Here is a 14,046-nt window from a genome sequence, read left to right as displayed (position 1 = left end):
ACGGTCTGTACTGCGCTAACAGTCAGAATCGAGCCTTGTCCCTCCTCCTCCCTTCAAGTCCTACCATACAAGCGAGCTTGCTCGCGAAGGCGTCGTGTCAGTCGCTGCAACTGCGACTGATCCACCGCTTTCGCGAGCAAGCTCGCTCCCACAGGGGTTGGTGGGGCGTTTAGAGAACCATCGCCGCCGCCCAGCCAAACACCAGCAGCGGCAGGTTGTAGTGCAGGAAGGTCGGTACGACGGTGTCCCAGATGTGGTGATGCTGGCCGTCGATGTTCAGGCCGGAGGTCGGGCCGAGGGTCGAGTCCGAGGCCGGCGAACCGGCATCGCCCAGCGCACCGGCAGTGCCAACGATGCAGACGATGGCGATCGGGCTGAAGCCCAGTTGCACGCACAACGGCACGAAAATCGCTGCGAGAATCGGCACGGTGGAAAACGACGAACCGATGCCCATGGTCACCAGCAAGCCCACCAGCAGCATCAACAAAGCCCCGACGCCTCTGCTGTGATTGATCCAGGCTGCCGACGATTCGACCAGCGTCTGCACCTGCCCGGTGGCCTTCATCACTTCGGCAAAACCTGAGGCGGCGATCATGATGAAGCCGATCATCGCCATCATCTTCATGCCTTCGGTGAACAGATCATCGGTCTCGCGCCATTTGACGATGCCCGACACCGAGAAAATCAGAAACCCGACCAGAGCGCCGATAATCATCGAGTCCAAGAGCAACTGCACCACGAATGCCGAAGCAATGGCCACACCGGCGATCATCAGGCTCAGCGGGTTGTAGTGCACCGCCGTCTGCTCGACCTGTTCGATCTTCGCCAGGTCATACACGCGCTTCTTGCGGTAGCTGATGAACGCCATCGCCAGGCCGAAGACCATGCCCAGCGCCGGAATGCCCATGGCGTGGGTGACATTGATGCCGCTGATGTCGACGCCGCTGCGGGCGACGTTGGCGAGCAGGATTTCGTTGAGGAAGATGTTGCCGAAGCCCACCGGCAGGAACATGTACGGGGTGATCAGGCCGAAGGTCATGACACAGGCGATCAGACGGCGATCGAGTTGCAGCTTGGTCAGTACATATAGAAGTGGCGGCACCAGCAGCGGAATGAATGCGATGTGGATCGGCAGGATGTTCTGCGAAGCAATCGCCACCACCCACAGCAGCCCGATCAGCAGCCATTTGACGTTACCGCCGCCGGTTGCGTGCTGCCGATCCACCATGGCCAGGGCCTTATCGGCCAGCGCATGGGCCAGACCGGATTTGGCAATCGCTACGGCGAACGCGCCGAGCAAGGCGTAGGACAACGCCACGGTCGCGCCGCCGCCCAGGCCGCTGTTGAACGCCTTGAGTGTTGCGTCGATGCCCAGACCGCCGGTCAGGCCACCGACCAGCGCCCCGACGATCAGCGCGATCACCACATGCACGCGCGACAGGCTGAGGATCAGCATGACGCCGACGGCTGCTATGACTGCATTCATTTCACTACCTCAAAAAACACTGCGGGTGAAAACACACCGCCAGACAGGATGAGTCCGCCCGGGGTTGGCCGGCGGAGGTGTACAGAGGGTCTTGTTAGAGGGCGCGCACTGTGCCGCAGAGTGGCGGCGGTGTCAAAGCCCCGTGGCGAGGGGATTGATCGTTCCCACGCTCTGCGTGGGAATGCAGCCCGGGACGCTCCGCGTCCCTTCCAGAGCCGAACGCGGAGCGTCCGTTGAGGCATTCCTTTGCTGCGCGTGGGAACGATCATAACCCTATACGCAAATGTCACGACTGCTTCGCAGCCGAACGGGGATAAATCCCCTCGCCACAGGACCACAGGACTACAGGACTACAGGACTGCAGGACTGCAGGACCACAGGCCCCGCATGCGGCAATCGGTCATATTGCGCTCACGGCATAAAGAAAGCCGAAACGCGGCCGCTACAGTGCAAAGTCTCAGATATTTATCGGATAAGGATGTTTTCCATGTCGCTCAGACAACTTTCCATCCAGTGGAAAATCACCCTGCTCGCCGGCCTCTGCCTGGCCGGTATCGTGACCCTGTTGGTCGGTCTTTCGCTGTATCGCATGGAACACAGCTCGGCGCTGGTCAAGGCCTCGAGCATGGAGATGCTCACCGAATCGGCGCAGGCGCGGATCGAGTCGCAAGGCGAAGTGCAGGCCGCCGGCATTCGTCAGCAGTTCATGGACGCCTATCAGTACGGCCACGGCTTCTCGCGGCAGGTACTGTTTTTGCGTGAGCAGGCCGAGAAGCGTTTTCTCGATGCCTTCGACCTGCGCGAGGACATGACCCGTCAGGTCAAATCCGCGCTGCAAGCCAACCCGGACCTGCTCGGCCTGTCGCTGGTGTTCGAAGCCAATGCGCTGGACGGCAAGGACGAACTGTTCGCCGATCAGGCTGAACTGGGCAGCAACGACAAGGGCCGTTTCGCCCTGTACTGGTCGCAGCCGACCCCGGGCAAAGTCACCTCGATGGCGCTGCCGGAAAGCGACATGAGCGACACCAGCACCGGCCCCAGCGGTCAGGCCGCCAACGCCTGGTTCACCTGCCCGCGCACCACGCTCAAACCGTGTGTGATCGAGCCGTACTTCTATGTCATCGACGGCCACAAAGTGCTGATGACCAGCATCGTCTTCCCGCTGCAGGTCAACGGCAAAGTCATCGCCTCGCTGTCGGTCGACATCAACCTCAACAGCCTGCAAGCGATCAGCCAGAACGCCAGCCGCAAGCTGTATGACGGTCAGACCGCCGTCAGTATCGTCAGCCCCGCCGGCCTGCTCGCCGGTTACAGCCCGGATGCCGGCAAACTCAGCCAGCGTCTGGATGCGGTGGATCAGGCCAGCGGCAGCGAGTTGCTGCGCTTGCTCGCCGAGAGCACTGGCGTGAGCAGCCTGCACAGCAATGGCCAGTTGAAAGTGCTGTCGCCGTTCCAGCCGATTCCCGACGGACCGGCATGGGGCGTGTTGCTCGATGTGCCGGAGCAAGTCCTGGTCAGCCGCGCCGAAGCGCTCAAACAGCAACTGGATGCGAGCAATACCTCGGGCACACTGATCGAACTGAGCCTCGGCCTGCTCGCCGCGCTGATCGGCCTGCTGCTGGTGTGGCTGATGGCGCGCAGCGTGACCAAGCCGATTCTCGGTGTGGCGCACATGCTTGAAGACATCGCCAGCGGCGAAGGCGACCTGACCCGGCGTCTGGCCTATGACAAGCAGGACGAACTGGGCCAATTGGCCGGTTGGTTCAACAAGTTCCTCGACAAGTTGCAGCCGATCATCGCCGAAGTGAAACGCTCGGTGCAGGACGCGCGCAACACTGCCGACCAGTCCTCAGCCATCGCCACCCAGACCAGCGCCGGCATGGAGCAGCAATACCGTCAGGTCGATCAGGTCGCCACCGCGTCCCACGAAATGAGCGCCACTGCCCAGGACGTTGCGCGCAGTGCTGCGCAGGCCGCCGAAGCTGCCAAGGACGCCGACCGCGCCACCCGTCAGGGCCTGACCGTGATCGACCGCACCACCGCAAGCATCGACACCCTCGCCGCTGACATGAGCGCAGCGATGGTTCAGGTCGAAGGCCTGGCCGCCAACAGTGAGAAGATCGGCACGGTGCTGGAAACCATCCGCGCCATCGCCGAGCAGACCAACCTGCTCGCTCTCAACGCCGCCATCGAAGCCGCCCGCGCCGGTGAGGCCGGACGCGGTTTTGCCGTGGTCGCCGACGAAGTTCGCAACCTTGCGCGCCGCACTCAGGAGTCGGTGGAGGAAACCCGCCAGGTCATCGAGCAATTGCAGAACGGCACGCAGGAAGTGGTCGGTTCGATGGGCAACAGCCATCGTCAGGCCCAGGGCAGCGTTGAGCAGGTGGGACAGGCGGTGACGGCGCTGCGGCAGATCGGCGATGCGGTGACGGTGATCAGCGACATGAACCTGCAAATCGCCAGTGCTGCCGAAGAGCAGAGCGCGGTGGCTGAGGAGATCAACAACAACGTGGCGACGATTCGCGATGTGACCGAATCGCTGTCCGGGCAGGCGAATGAATCGGCGCGAGTCAGCCAGTCGCTCAACAGCCTGGCGAATCAGCAACAGCGGTTGATGGATCAGTTTCGCGTTTGATGCACAAGTGCGGGGGTGTCAGTTCCAATCCCCCCTCACCCCAGCCCTCTCCCCCCAAGGGGGGCGAGGGGGAAAGGGAGCCGATCTTCATGCCATTCAAGTCCTGAGTTCGACTCGGATTTCAAGTGGGTGCATCTCTCAAGAACAACACAATCAGTCCCCTCTCCCTCTGGGAGAGGGTTAGGGGGAGGGGCTTTTCAAGGGCTCACCGCTTAGGCAGTTCAATCACCACTTTCAACCCGCCCCACTCGCTTTCCCCCAGCACCAGCAAGCCACCCCACGTATCGACAATATCCCGCACGATCCCAAGGCCGAGCCCATGCCCGTGGGTCTGCTCATCCAGTCGCGTGCCACGGCTGAACACCTGAGACCGCTGCTCCTCGGGAATCCCCGGGCCGTCATCTTCCACGCTCAGGGCAAAGCCGTCAGACCGTTCGATCACACTCAAGCGCACCTCGGCATCGGCCCATTTGCAGGCGTTGTCGAGCAGGTTGCCGAGCAGTTCGAGCAAATCCTCGCGGTCCCACGGCAGTTGCAAACCCGGCGGTGCGACGTAGCTCAAGGCCAGATGCTCGCCGTGAATCATGTTCAGCGTCGCCAGCAACCCCGGCAACTCGGCATCGCAATCGAACAACGCGCCGGGCAGCGCATCCCCCGACAACCGCGCGCGATTGAGTTCGCGATTGAGGCGCTGCTGCACCTGTTCCAGTTGTTCCTTGAGAATTTTGCGCAGCTCGGGATGGTCATCGAGCTTGTCGCTGGAGGCCAGGCTGAGCAGCACCGCCAACGGGGTTTTCAGCGCGTGGCCGAGGTTGCCCAAGGCATTGCGCGAGCGCTTGAGGCTGTCTTCGGTGTGGGCGAGCAAATGGTTGATCTGCGCCACCAGCGGCTCCAGTTCCACCGGCACCTGATCGTCGAGTTGCGAGCGCTGGCCCTGTTGCAACTGAGCGATCTGCTCGCGCGCGCGCTCCAGCGGTTTCAGCGCGCGGCGCACGGTCAGGCGTTGCAGGAACAGGATCAACAGCAACGCCGCCAGCCCCAGGCCGAGGCCGATCTGGCGCATGCGCTGGAAGCTGTCGCTGACCGGCGTGTAATCCTGGGCGACGCTGATCGAGATCGACTGACCGAGGCGCCGATAGTCCGAGCGCAATATCAGCAAGCGTTGCCCGCCCGGGCCCAGTTGCAGGTTGCTGTGCAGCCCCGGGTGTTGCAGCAGCGGCAGTTCCTGATCCCACAGCGAGCGCGAACGCCAGTGGCTGTCGGAAAAATCGATGCGAAAGTAATGCCCGGAAAATGGCCGCTGATAGGCCGGCGACAGATGCCGCTCATCCAGTTGCAGACCTTGCGGGCCGCGCACCAGCGCTACCAGCAGGCTCTCGCTGTCGTTGCGCAGGCCGGCTTCGAGGTAGCGCTGCAAACCGACTTCGAACAACCACAGGCTGGTTTGCGCCAGTACCAGACCGACGATCACCATCACACTGATCAAACCCAGGCTCAAACGGCGCTGGATTGATCTCATGAAGCTTGCCCGCCGAACAGGTAACCCTGGCCGCGACGGGTTTCGATCACGCTTTTGCCGAGCTTGCGCCGCAGGTGATTGACGTGGACTTCGAGGACGTTGGAGTCACGCTCGGTCTCACCGTCGTAGAGGTGTTCGGCGAGGTGGCTTTTCGAGAGGATCTGTTCCGGGTGCAGCATGAAATAGCGCAGAAGACGGAATTCAGCGGCGGTCAGCTGGATGTCGGCGCCGTCGCGAACCACGCACTGGCGACCTTCGTCCAGATGCAGGCCGGCGGCTTGCAAAGTCGGCTGGTTGGCCTGGCCCTTGGAGCGGCGCAACAGTGACTGAATGCGCAGGTACAGTTCTTCCGGATGGAACGGCTTGGTCAGGTAATCGTCAGCGCCGGCCTTCAGCCCTTCGATGCGCTCGGCCCAGGAATCACGCGCGGTGAGGATCAGCACCGGAATCGCCAGACCGGCGGCGCGCCACTGCGCCAGCACGTCCAGCCCCGGCACGCCGGGCAGGCCGAGGTCGAGGATGATCAGGTCATAGGGCTCGCTGCTGCCCTGATACACCGCGTCACGACCATCGGCCAGCCAATCCACCGCGTAGCCTTGGCGTTGCAGGCCGGCGAGCAATTCGTCGGCCAACGGTACGTGGTCTTCCACCAGAAGCAAACGCATCGATCAATCTTCCTTGTCTTTGACTAACTCGCCGGTATCGGCCTTCAGGTGCAGTTCGCGCGCCACGCCTTCGACCGTCAGCAATTCGACTTCGTAAATGTACACGTCGTGTTTTTCTTCCAGCTCGACTTCCAGCAGTTTGGCGCCGGGGTAGCGATCCATGGCCTGCTGCAGCACTTGCTCCAGCGGCAGGATCACGCCATCGCGACGCAGGGCCAGCGCCTCGTCCTGATCGAGGTCGCGAGCCATGGCCGTACTGCACAACAACACCAGCGCCAGCGCCGTCAGGCGGGTGGCGCGACTATTCAGCTTCATTACGTATCCTGATGATCCCTGAGCACTTCACCATCGACCGCGTTCAACTCCAGATCCCACTTCAGCCCTTTCGGGTCGCGCAGTTCGATCTGGTAAATGAACTTGCCGTACTCTTCCTCCAGCTCGGTTTCGGTGATTTCCGAACCGGGGTGTTTTTCCAGGGCGATGGCGTTGAGCTTCTCGAAGGAGACGATAGTACCAGCGTCGCGCAAACGAAGCGCCTCGTCAGGCCCGAGATCGCGCGCCAGCGCAGTGTGGGCGCCAAGGCCGAGGATCGAGGCAGTGGTCAGGGCAGTCAGGGTTTTCATGGGTGTCTCCGAATTCTTATATGTTGCTTACGGTGGGCACCATAGCGGGATCAACTTAACTGAAACTGAATGGCCATCATTGTGCCCCTCAGTCCGATCGTTCCCACGCTCCGCGTGGGAACGATCTGTACGCCGTCGTCGCGGGCCCTCCCACAGGATTCGGCGGTGTGCTTATAATTCCCAGCTTGCTAACGATCGAGACCGGTATGACCGCCATCCACATCAAGTTTCCCGCCCTCACCCTCAAGGCCGGCCCACGGGCCATGGCGCGGATTCGTGCGCAGGGTTTGCACGCCGCGGACGTCGGCACCCTGCCCGGTGCAGCCGGTGGGCCGAAGGCGTTGGGGATTCAGGGGCTCGATCTGGCGTTGTTCGGCGAGTGGCTGCCAAGTGCGCCGCGCGAGCGTTCGCTGATCGGCGCATCGGTGGGTTCCTGGCGCTTCGCCAGCGCTTGCCTGCCAGACGCCGCCGAAGGCATTCGCCGCCTCGGCCAGCTCTACGCCGAGCAGCATTTCAACAAAGGCGTGAGCATGGCCGAGATCAGCCAGAGCTCGCAGCGCATGCTCAATGACCTGCTCGACGGCCGCGATGCGAGCATCCTCGAGAACGCCGATTACCGCTTGAACATCATGGTGGTGAAAAGCCAGGGCCGCCTCGCTGAAGACCATCGCGGGCGCCTCGGTCTGGCACTGGGTTCAGTGATCGCCGACAACCTGCGCGGTCGTGCACGGCTGTCGCGGCACTTCGAGCGGCTGATCATCCACGATCCGCGCCTGGCGCCGCCGCTTGATGCCTTGACCGATTTCCCCTCGCGCTTCGTTGCCCTCAACACCGGCAACCTGCGCCAGGCCCTGCTCGCTTCCGGATCGATCCCGATGGTCATGGAAGGCGTACGCGACTTGCCCGGCGCCGGCGCGGGTACGTTCCGTGACGGCGGTTTGCTCGACTACCACCTCGACCTGCCCTACAGCGGCGACGGTATCGTGCTCTATCCGCACTTCACCGATCGAGTGATTCCCGGCTGGTTCGACAAGACCCTGCCATGGCGCCGCGCTTCGGTGCAGCGTCTGCAAGATGTGCTGCTGGTCGCGCCGTCGAAGGAATATCTGGCGCGCCTGCCCTACGGCAAACTGCCCGACCGTAACGACTTCAAACGCTTTATGGGCGATGCGCCGAGCCGGCAGAAATACTGGCACACGGCGATGGACGAGAGCCGCCGACTGGGCGACGAATTTCTCGAACTGACGGCCAACGGTCGCCTCGCCGAGCGCTTGCTGACCCTTTAGTCAGCACGGCCAAAGACAAGCTGATAAACTCGCCGCCTGCCCGAATCGCTGCGGCGAACGCCATCTGAACAGAGCCGAAAATACCGTGGAAATCTTCAAAGAGTTTACTTTCGAATCCGCCCACCGCCTGCCGCACGTCCCGGACGGCCACAAGTGCGGACGCCTGCACGGTCACTCGTTCAAGGTCGCGCTGCACCTGAGCGGCGACCTCGATCCGCACACTGGCTGGATTCGCGATTTCTCCGAGATCAAAGCGATTTTCAAGCCGCTGTATGAGCGCCTCGACCACAACTACCTGAACGACATTCCCGGCCTGGAAAACCCGACCAGCGAAGTGCTGGCCAAATTCATCTGGAATGAGATGAAGCCATTGCTGCCGGAACTCAGCGCGATCCGCATTCATGAGACGTGCACCAGCGGCTGCATTTATCGCGGCGAATAGCAACAAAGATCTCCTGCCAAAGCCATCGCCGCTGCCCTCATGCGCTTCTTCTGACCCAACATTATTCCCCCTGACACCGATCGTTCCCACGCTCTGCGTGGGAATGCCTCAACGGACGATCCGCGTTCGGCTTTGGAATGGGACGCGGAGCGTCCTGGGCTGCATTCCCACGCAGAGCGTGGGAACGATCAGAGAGGACAGCCCCACGACGGCTCGCTCCCACATTGGGCTCCTGGTGCATTCAGTGCACTGCTTTCGCGCTGAAAACCCCAGTCGCGTCTCCACATTCGGTCACTTGCCCCGCTTGGCACGACCGCTGCAACCCTTCTGCGTCTTCCCCTTCCAGCAAGGACTGCCCCATGACGCAGAACGCCTCCGGCAACGATTACCCGCTCAGTGAAGTCCCCATGCACGCGCGCAAAGGCCTGGCCTCGACGGCGATGGTGTTACTGGGCTTCACGTTTTTCACTGCGACCATGTTTGCCGGCGGCAAGCTGGGGGTCGCGTTCGGTTTCGCCGAGATGATGGCGGTGATCATTGTTGGCAATCTGCTGCTGGGCCTTTACGCCGCAGGGCTGGGTTACATCGCCTTCAAGAGCGGCCTCAATTCGGTGCTGATGGGCCGCTTCTGTTTTGGCGAAGTCGGCAGCAAGCTCAGCGACCTGATCCTCGGCTTCACCCAGATCGGCTGGTACGCGTGGGGCACGGCGACGGCAGCGGTGGTGATCGGCAAGTATTTCAATCTCGATGAAACCACCGTGCTGGTCCTGATGGTGCTGTTCGGCCTCGGCTTCTGCGCCACGGCGTACATCGGTTATCGCGGACTGGAGATTCTCTCGTACATCGCGGTGCCGGCGATGATGTTGCTGCTGATGCTGTCGATGTGGGCAGCGACCGTGAAAGTCGGCGGTTTCGAAGGCTTGCTCAGCGTGGTGCCGAGCGGTTCGCTGGACTGGTCGACGGCGATCACCCTGGTGTTCGGCACCTTCGTCAGCGGCGCAACGCAAGCCACCAACTGGACGCGATTTTCGCGCTCGGCAAAAGTGGCAGTGCTGGCCAGCCTGATCGGTTTTTTCATCGGCAACGGCCTGATGGTGCTGATCGGCGCGTATGGCGCGATCGTCTATCAACAGCCGGATGTGGTTGAAGTGCTGCTGTTGCAGGGCTTCGCCATGGCCGCGATGGCCATGCTGTTGCTGAACATCTGGAGCACTCAGGACAACACCATCTACAACTTCGCCGTCGCCGGCTGCAACCTGCTGCGCACCGGGCGGCGCAAGACTGTGACCCTGGGTGGTGCGGTGATCGGCACCCTGCTCGCCCTGCTGGGCATGTACGACATGCTGGTGCCGTACCTGATTCTGCTTGGCACGGTGATTCCGCCGATTGGCGGGGTGATCATGGCTGACTTCTTCTACCGCTGGCGCGGGCACTATCCGCGCCTGGCCGACGCACGGTTGCCGGCGTTCAACTGGCCGGGGCTCGGGGCCTACGGGGTGGGCACCGTCGCTGCGTTCAGCTCGCCCTGGGTCGCGCCGCTGGTAGGGATCGCCGCTGCCGCGCTAACGTATGTCATCGTCACCGGTATGCTCGGCGCCCGTCGCGTCAGCGCACCACTACAAGACCTATAAAAGGATTTGCCTGATGCACATCATCAACGCCCGCCTGCGCAACCAGGAAGGCCTGCACGAATTGCACCTTGAAGACGGCCTGATCCACAGCATCGCCCGTCAGACCGAAGCGCCGACCCTCGGCCCGGATGACCTCGATGCCGGCGGCAATCTGGTGGTGCCGCCCTTCGTCGAGCCGCACATCCACCTCGACGCCACCCTCACCGCTGGCGAGCCGCGCTGGAACATGAGCGGTACGTTGTTCGAGGGCATCGAATGCTGGGGCGAGCGCAAGGTCACCATCACCGAAGAAGACACCAAGACCCGTGCCAAGAAGACCATTCAGGCCCTGGCCGCCCACGGCATTCAGCACGTGCGCACCCACGTTGACGTCACCGACCCGCAACTCACCGCGCTCAAGGCCATGCTCGAAGTGCGTGAGGAAAGCCGTCACCTGATCGACCTGCAGATTGTCGCGTTCCCGCAGGAAGGCATCGAGTCATTCCGTAACGGGCGTGAGCTGATGGAAGAAGCGATCCGCATGGGCGCTGACGTGGTCGGCGGCATTCCGCATTTCGAATACACCCGCGATCAGGGCGTCAGCTCGGTGAAGTTTCTGATGGACCTGGCCGAGCGCACCGGCTGCCTGGTCGATGTGCATTGCGACGAGACTGACGATCCGCATTCACGTTTCCTCGAAGTGCTTGCCGAAGAAGCGCGCAGCCGCGACATGGGCGCCCGCGTCACCGCCAGCCACACCACGGCGATGGGCTCTTATGACAACGCCTACTGCGCCAAACTGTTCCGCCTGCTCGGCCATTCCGGGATCAGTTTCGTCTCCTGCCCGACCGAAAGCATTCACCTGCAAGGGCGCTTCGACAACTTCCCGAAACGCCGGGGCGTGACCCGCGTCAACGAACTGCTCGAAGCCGGGATGAACGTGTGTTTCGGCCAGGATTCGATCGTCGACCCGTGGTATCCGCTGGGTAACGGCAACATCCTGCGCGTGCTTGAAGCCGGTCTGCATATCTGCCACATGCTCGGTTATCGCAACCTGCAAAGCGCGCTGGATCTGGTCACCGACAACAGCGCCAAAGCCATGCACCTGGGCGAGCGTTACGGACTGGAACAGGGTCGCCCGGCGAACCTGCTGATTCTCTCGGCGGACAGCGACTACGAAGTGATCCGCAGCCAAGGCCTGCCGCTGTATTCGATTCGCGGCGGCAAGGTGTTGATGAAGCGGCAGATGCCGGTGGTGGAGTTCAGCTGAGATTGCGCTGGGGCTGATGGCTTGCCAGCGATGGCGTCGGCCGAATCAACCCGCCAACCGCGCCGTGCCAAACAATCTGACGCGCAGCAACTTCCCTTCCGAAACCTCAAGCAAAACCGGTGCGGTGCCACCCGGCATGACCACCCGCACCTCCCCTGCCTCGACCCAACCCACCCGCCACGCTGCACACGCGACCGCACTGGCGCTGGTGCCGGAAGACGCGGTTGGTCCCTCACCACGTTCGAATACCCGGGCGAGGATGTGCTGCGGCGACGCCAGCACGGCCCATTGCAGATTGACGCCCGCCGGGCACGGATTGCCGGCACCGTTGGGCATCGCATAGGCGATCGCTGTAAGCCGTTGGTTCAGGGTGGGTTCACGCATCTGTTCATTGGTCGGCAAAGCGCTTGCATCGCTGAGCAGCGTTACACAGTGCGGATTGCCGATACGGACGAATTGGCTGTGTGCCCAGTCAGGATTGAGTTGCGCCAGGGGCTGGACATGGCTGACGTCGCGATTGTTGAACTTAACGTTTTCAACCGTCTGCGCACCCACAGCCTCCGGGCCAAATGTGGGCTGGCCGAGGTCGAGCCAGAAACCGCGCACGCCTTCGACTTCGGCCGGTGTCACCGCGGTTCCCAGCGCTTCGCCCTTGTCATGATGAACGCGCAACACTGCGCCCTGCTCCGCCATCAAGCCTTGCTCGATCAATGCCTGAGAAAAAATCGTCAGGCCGTTACCGCTGCGCTCGGCGAGGCTGCCGTCGGTGTTGACGATCAGTACATCGAACGGCGCAGATGCCTGAAACGGGCCGATCAGCAGGCCGTCGCTGCGGTGGGGTTTGCTGTTGGCCGGACGCTGGCCGTCGGGCCAATCGCAGCACAGAGCGATGGCGGCTTCGCTCCATTGCTGCCTGGATACGGCGCACTCTGCGGCCCTCGCTGGCAAAGCGATTCCGGCTTCGCGCAAGGCTTGGGGCGAGACCACTCCGTAGATATTGCCGCGTGCGTTGTAGAACTTCGTCATGCCTTGTTCCCGTATTCCATGCTGGCGAAAATCCGACTGTAAACCGCAAACCAGTGTGGGAGCGAGCCTGCTCGCGAAGGCGGTGCGTCAGTCGACAATTCCATATTTGACCCACCGCTTTCGCGAGCAGGCTCGCTCCCACAGGGTAGGATGTTCACCGTTATGCCCCGAAAGGCCTGAGATCGAACCTCAACGCCGTCAGAATGTCACTCGGGATGCAGTTGTTTTTTTGCCAAGGATCGATATGACCAGTCTCAACCCCCAAGACACCTTCGTCCCCGGACGTCTGCAACAGATGTCCACCCGCGTCGCTTTTTTCATCGCTGGCCTCGGCATCGCCGCCTGGGCGCCGCTGGTGCCGTACGCCAAGGCGCGGGCCGGGCTGGATGAGGGCACGCTGGGGTTATTGCTGCTGTGCCTGGGTGTCGGCTCGATTCTGGCGATGCCGCTGGCGGGGATTCTCGCCACGCGTTTTGGTTGCCGACGTGTGGCCACCGGCGGCACCTTGCTGATCTGCGCGGCGCTGCCGTTGCTGGCGACGGTGTCGTCGATCCCGGCGCTGATCGCCACGTTGTTCATGTTCGGCGCCGGCCTCGGCACGGTGGATTCGACGGTGAACCTGCAAGCAGTGATCGTCGAGCGCGCCAGCGGCAAGCACATGATGTCGGGTTTCCACGGTTTGTTCAGCCTCGGCGGCATTGTCGGTGCGGCGGGCGTCAGCGCCCTGCTCGGCCTCGGCCTGACACCGCTGGCGGCGATGCTGGTGGTAGTGGTTTTGCTGATCGGCGCCTTGCTCAAGTGCGTGCCGCACATGTTGCCCTACGGCAGCGAAAGCTCCGGCCCGGCGTTCGCCATTCCCCATGGCATCGTGCTGTTTATCGGCGGCATGTGCTTCATCGTGTTCCTCACCGAAGGCGCGGCGCTGGACTGGAGCGCAGTGTTCCTCGCTCAGGAACGCGGGATCGACACGGCTTACGCGGGAATGGGTTACGCAGCGTTTGCCCTGACCATGACCGTCGGCCGTCTGCTCGGTGATCGCATCGTGCGCAAGCTCGGTGCGAAGCGGATCATTCTGTTCGGCGGGCTGTTGGCAGCGGCGGGATTGTTTCTCGCCACCTTCGCGCCGAGCTGGCAAGCGGCGCTGCTCGGTTATGCGCTGGTCGGCGCCGGCTGTTCCAACATCGTGCCGGTGCTGTACACGGCGGTGGGCAAGCAGACGGTGATGCCGGAAAGCATCGCGGTGCCGGCGATTACCACCCTCGGTTATGCCGGGATTCTCGCCGGGCCGGCGGTGATCGGTTTTGTCGCCCATGCCAGCAGCTTGAGTTTTGCCTTTGGCCTGATGGCGGTGCTGTTAGTCGCGGTGGCCATCGGCGGTAAGACATTGAAAGTATGAAGATTAGCGCGACACCTGTCAGGTTTGACACTAGACAGGCTTCGACCCTTTGAATCATGGTGATTTCCAGCCCCGCGGAAATGGAAAT

12 protein-coding genes and 1 pseudogene are annotated in these 14,046 nt (G+C 62.4%); 7 read left to right on the top strand and 6 right to left on the bottom strand.

Translation table 11 applies throughout. The features are described 5' to 3' along the window. Positions 1–169: 169 nt before the first annotated feature. Positions 170–1,486 (bottom strand): Na+/H+ antiporter family protein, encoded by a 1,317-nt coding sequence (locus tag AAEZ10_RS21595; protein WP_323167937.1) that lies wholly within the window; start codon positions 1,484–1,486, stop codon positions 170–172. Positions 1,487–1,769: 283 nt separating this feature from the next. Between AAEZ10_RS21595 and AAEZ10_RS28025 the strand changes: the two are divergent. Together AAEZ10_RS28025 and AAEZ10_RS28020 are read left to right on the top strand one after the other, a co-directional pair. Further along, positions 1,770–3,263, top strand: a pseudogene (locus AAEZ10_RS28025) (methyl-accepting chemotaxis protein); the annotation flags it as partial. A gap of 102 nt (positions 3,264–3,365) precedes the next feature. Continuing rightward, positions 3,366–4,121, top strand: a complete 756-nt coding sequence (locus tag AAEZ10_RS28020) for a methyl-accepting chemotaxis protein (protein ID WP_371699990.1) — start codon at positions 3,366–3,368, stop codon at positions 4,119–4,121. Positions 4,122–4,326: 205 nt separating this feature from the next. Here the strand turns inward: AAEZ10_RS28020 and AAEZ10_RS21585 are convergent, their stop codons facing one another. Genes AAEZ10_RS21585 through AAEZ10_RS21570 form a run of 4 tightly spaced genes read right to left on the bottom strand, consistent with a single transcriptional unit; the run spans position 4,327 to position 6,928 of the window. After that, positions 4,327–5,640, bottom strand: coding sequence for a sensor histidine kinase (locus tag AAEZ10_RS21585; protein ID WP_122746857.1), 1,314 nt, complete (start codon positions 5,638–5,640; stop codon positions 4,327–4,329). Then, entirely contained in the window at positions 5,637–6,305 is a 669-nt protein-coding gene (locus AAEZ10_RS21580; RefSeq protein ID WP_016775412.1) for a response regulator transcription factor, read from the bottom strand. The genes AAEZ10_RS21585 and AAEZ10_RS21580 overlap by 4 nt, the downstream gene beginning before the upstream one ends. A 3-nt stretch (positions 6,306–6,308) precedes the next feature. Next, positions 6,309–6,620 carry a PepSY domain-containing protein gene (locus AAEZ10_RS21575; protein ID WP_016775413.1) on the bottom strand — a complete coding sequence of 104 codons (312 nt, stop codon included), beginning with the start codon at positions 6,618–6,620 and terminating at the stop codon, positions 6,309–6,311. After that, complete coding sequence (locus tag AAEZ10_RS21570; RefSeq protein ID WP_110603822.1) at positions 6,620–6,928, bottom strand: PepSY domain-containing protein; 309 nt, start codon at positions 6,926–6,928, stop codon at positions 6,620–6,622. The genes AAEZ10_RS21575 and AAEZ10_RS21570 overlap by 1 nt, the downstream gene beginning before the upstream one ends. Before the next feature lie 206 nt (positions 6,929–7,134). Between AAEZ10_RS21570 and AAEZ10_RS21565 the strand changes: the two genes are divergently transcribed. From AAEZ10_RS21565 to codA, 4 genes are all read left to right on the top strand, one after another. Next, on the top strand, positions 7,135–8,214 hold the full coding sequence (locus tag AAEZ10_RS21565) for a patatin-like phospholipase family protein (RefSeq protein ID WP_071172995.1): 1,080 nt from the start codon (positions 7,135–7,137) through the stop codon (positions 8,212–8,214). Between the two features lie 85 nt (positions 8,215–8,299). Further along, complete coding sequence (queD, locus tag AAEZ10_RS21560) at positions 8,300–8,656, top strand: 6-carboxytetrahydropterin synthase QueD (protein WP_007915588.1); 357 nt, start codon at positions 8,300–8,302, stop codon at positions 8,654–8,656. Positions 8,657–9,015: 359 nt separating this feature from the next. Beyond that, the gene (gene codB, locus AAEZ10_RS21555) at positions 9,016–10,287 is read left to right on the top strand and encodes a cytosine permease (RefSeq protein WP_071172996.1); all 1,272 of its coding nucleotides are present in this window, start codon (positions 9,016–9,018) and stop codon (positions 10,285–10,287) included. A gap of 13 nt (positions 10,288–10,300) precedes the next feature. Next, on the top strand, positions 10,301–11,536 hold the full coding sequence (gene codA, locus AAEZ10_RS21550; RefSeq protein WP_071172997.1) for a cytosine deaminase: 1,236 nt from the start codon (positions 10,301–10,303) through the stop codon (positions 11,534–11,536). 45 nt (positions 11,537–11,581) lie between these two features. Here codA and AAEZ10_RS21545 read toward each other — a convergent pair whose 3' ends face one another. Next, positions 11,582–12,562, bottom strand: coding sequence for a diaminopimelate epimerase (locus AAEZ10_RS21545; RefSeq protein WP_350570920.1), 981 nt, complete (start codon positions 12,560–12,562; stop codon positions 11,582–11,584). Positions 12,563–12,806: 244 nt separating this feature from the next. Here AAEZ10_RS21545 and AAEZ10_RS21540 point away from each other — a divergent pair, with 244 nt between their 5' ends. Beyond that, the gene (locus AAEZ10_RS21540) at positions 12,807–13,958 is read left to right on the top strand and encodes an MFS transporter (protein WP_350570918.1); all 1,152 of its coding nucleotides are present in this window, start codon (positions 12,807–12,809) and stop codon (positions 13,956–13,958) included. Positions 13,959–14,046 lie beyond the last annotated feature (88 nt).

Origin of the sequence: Pseudomonas sp. H26/SER47-MNA-CIBAN-0231, from assembly GCF_040310465.1 — a bacterium.
Taxonomy (GTDB): Bacteria; Pseudomonadota; Gammaproteobacteria; order Pseudomonadales; family Pseudomonadaceae; genus Aquipseudomonas; species Aquipseudomonas atacamensis.
The sequence above is the reverse complement of the archived record's forward strand: the minus strand, read 5'-3'. Positions and strand labels throughout refer to the sequence as shown.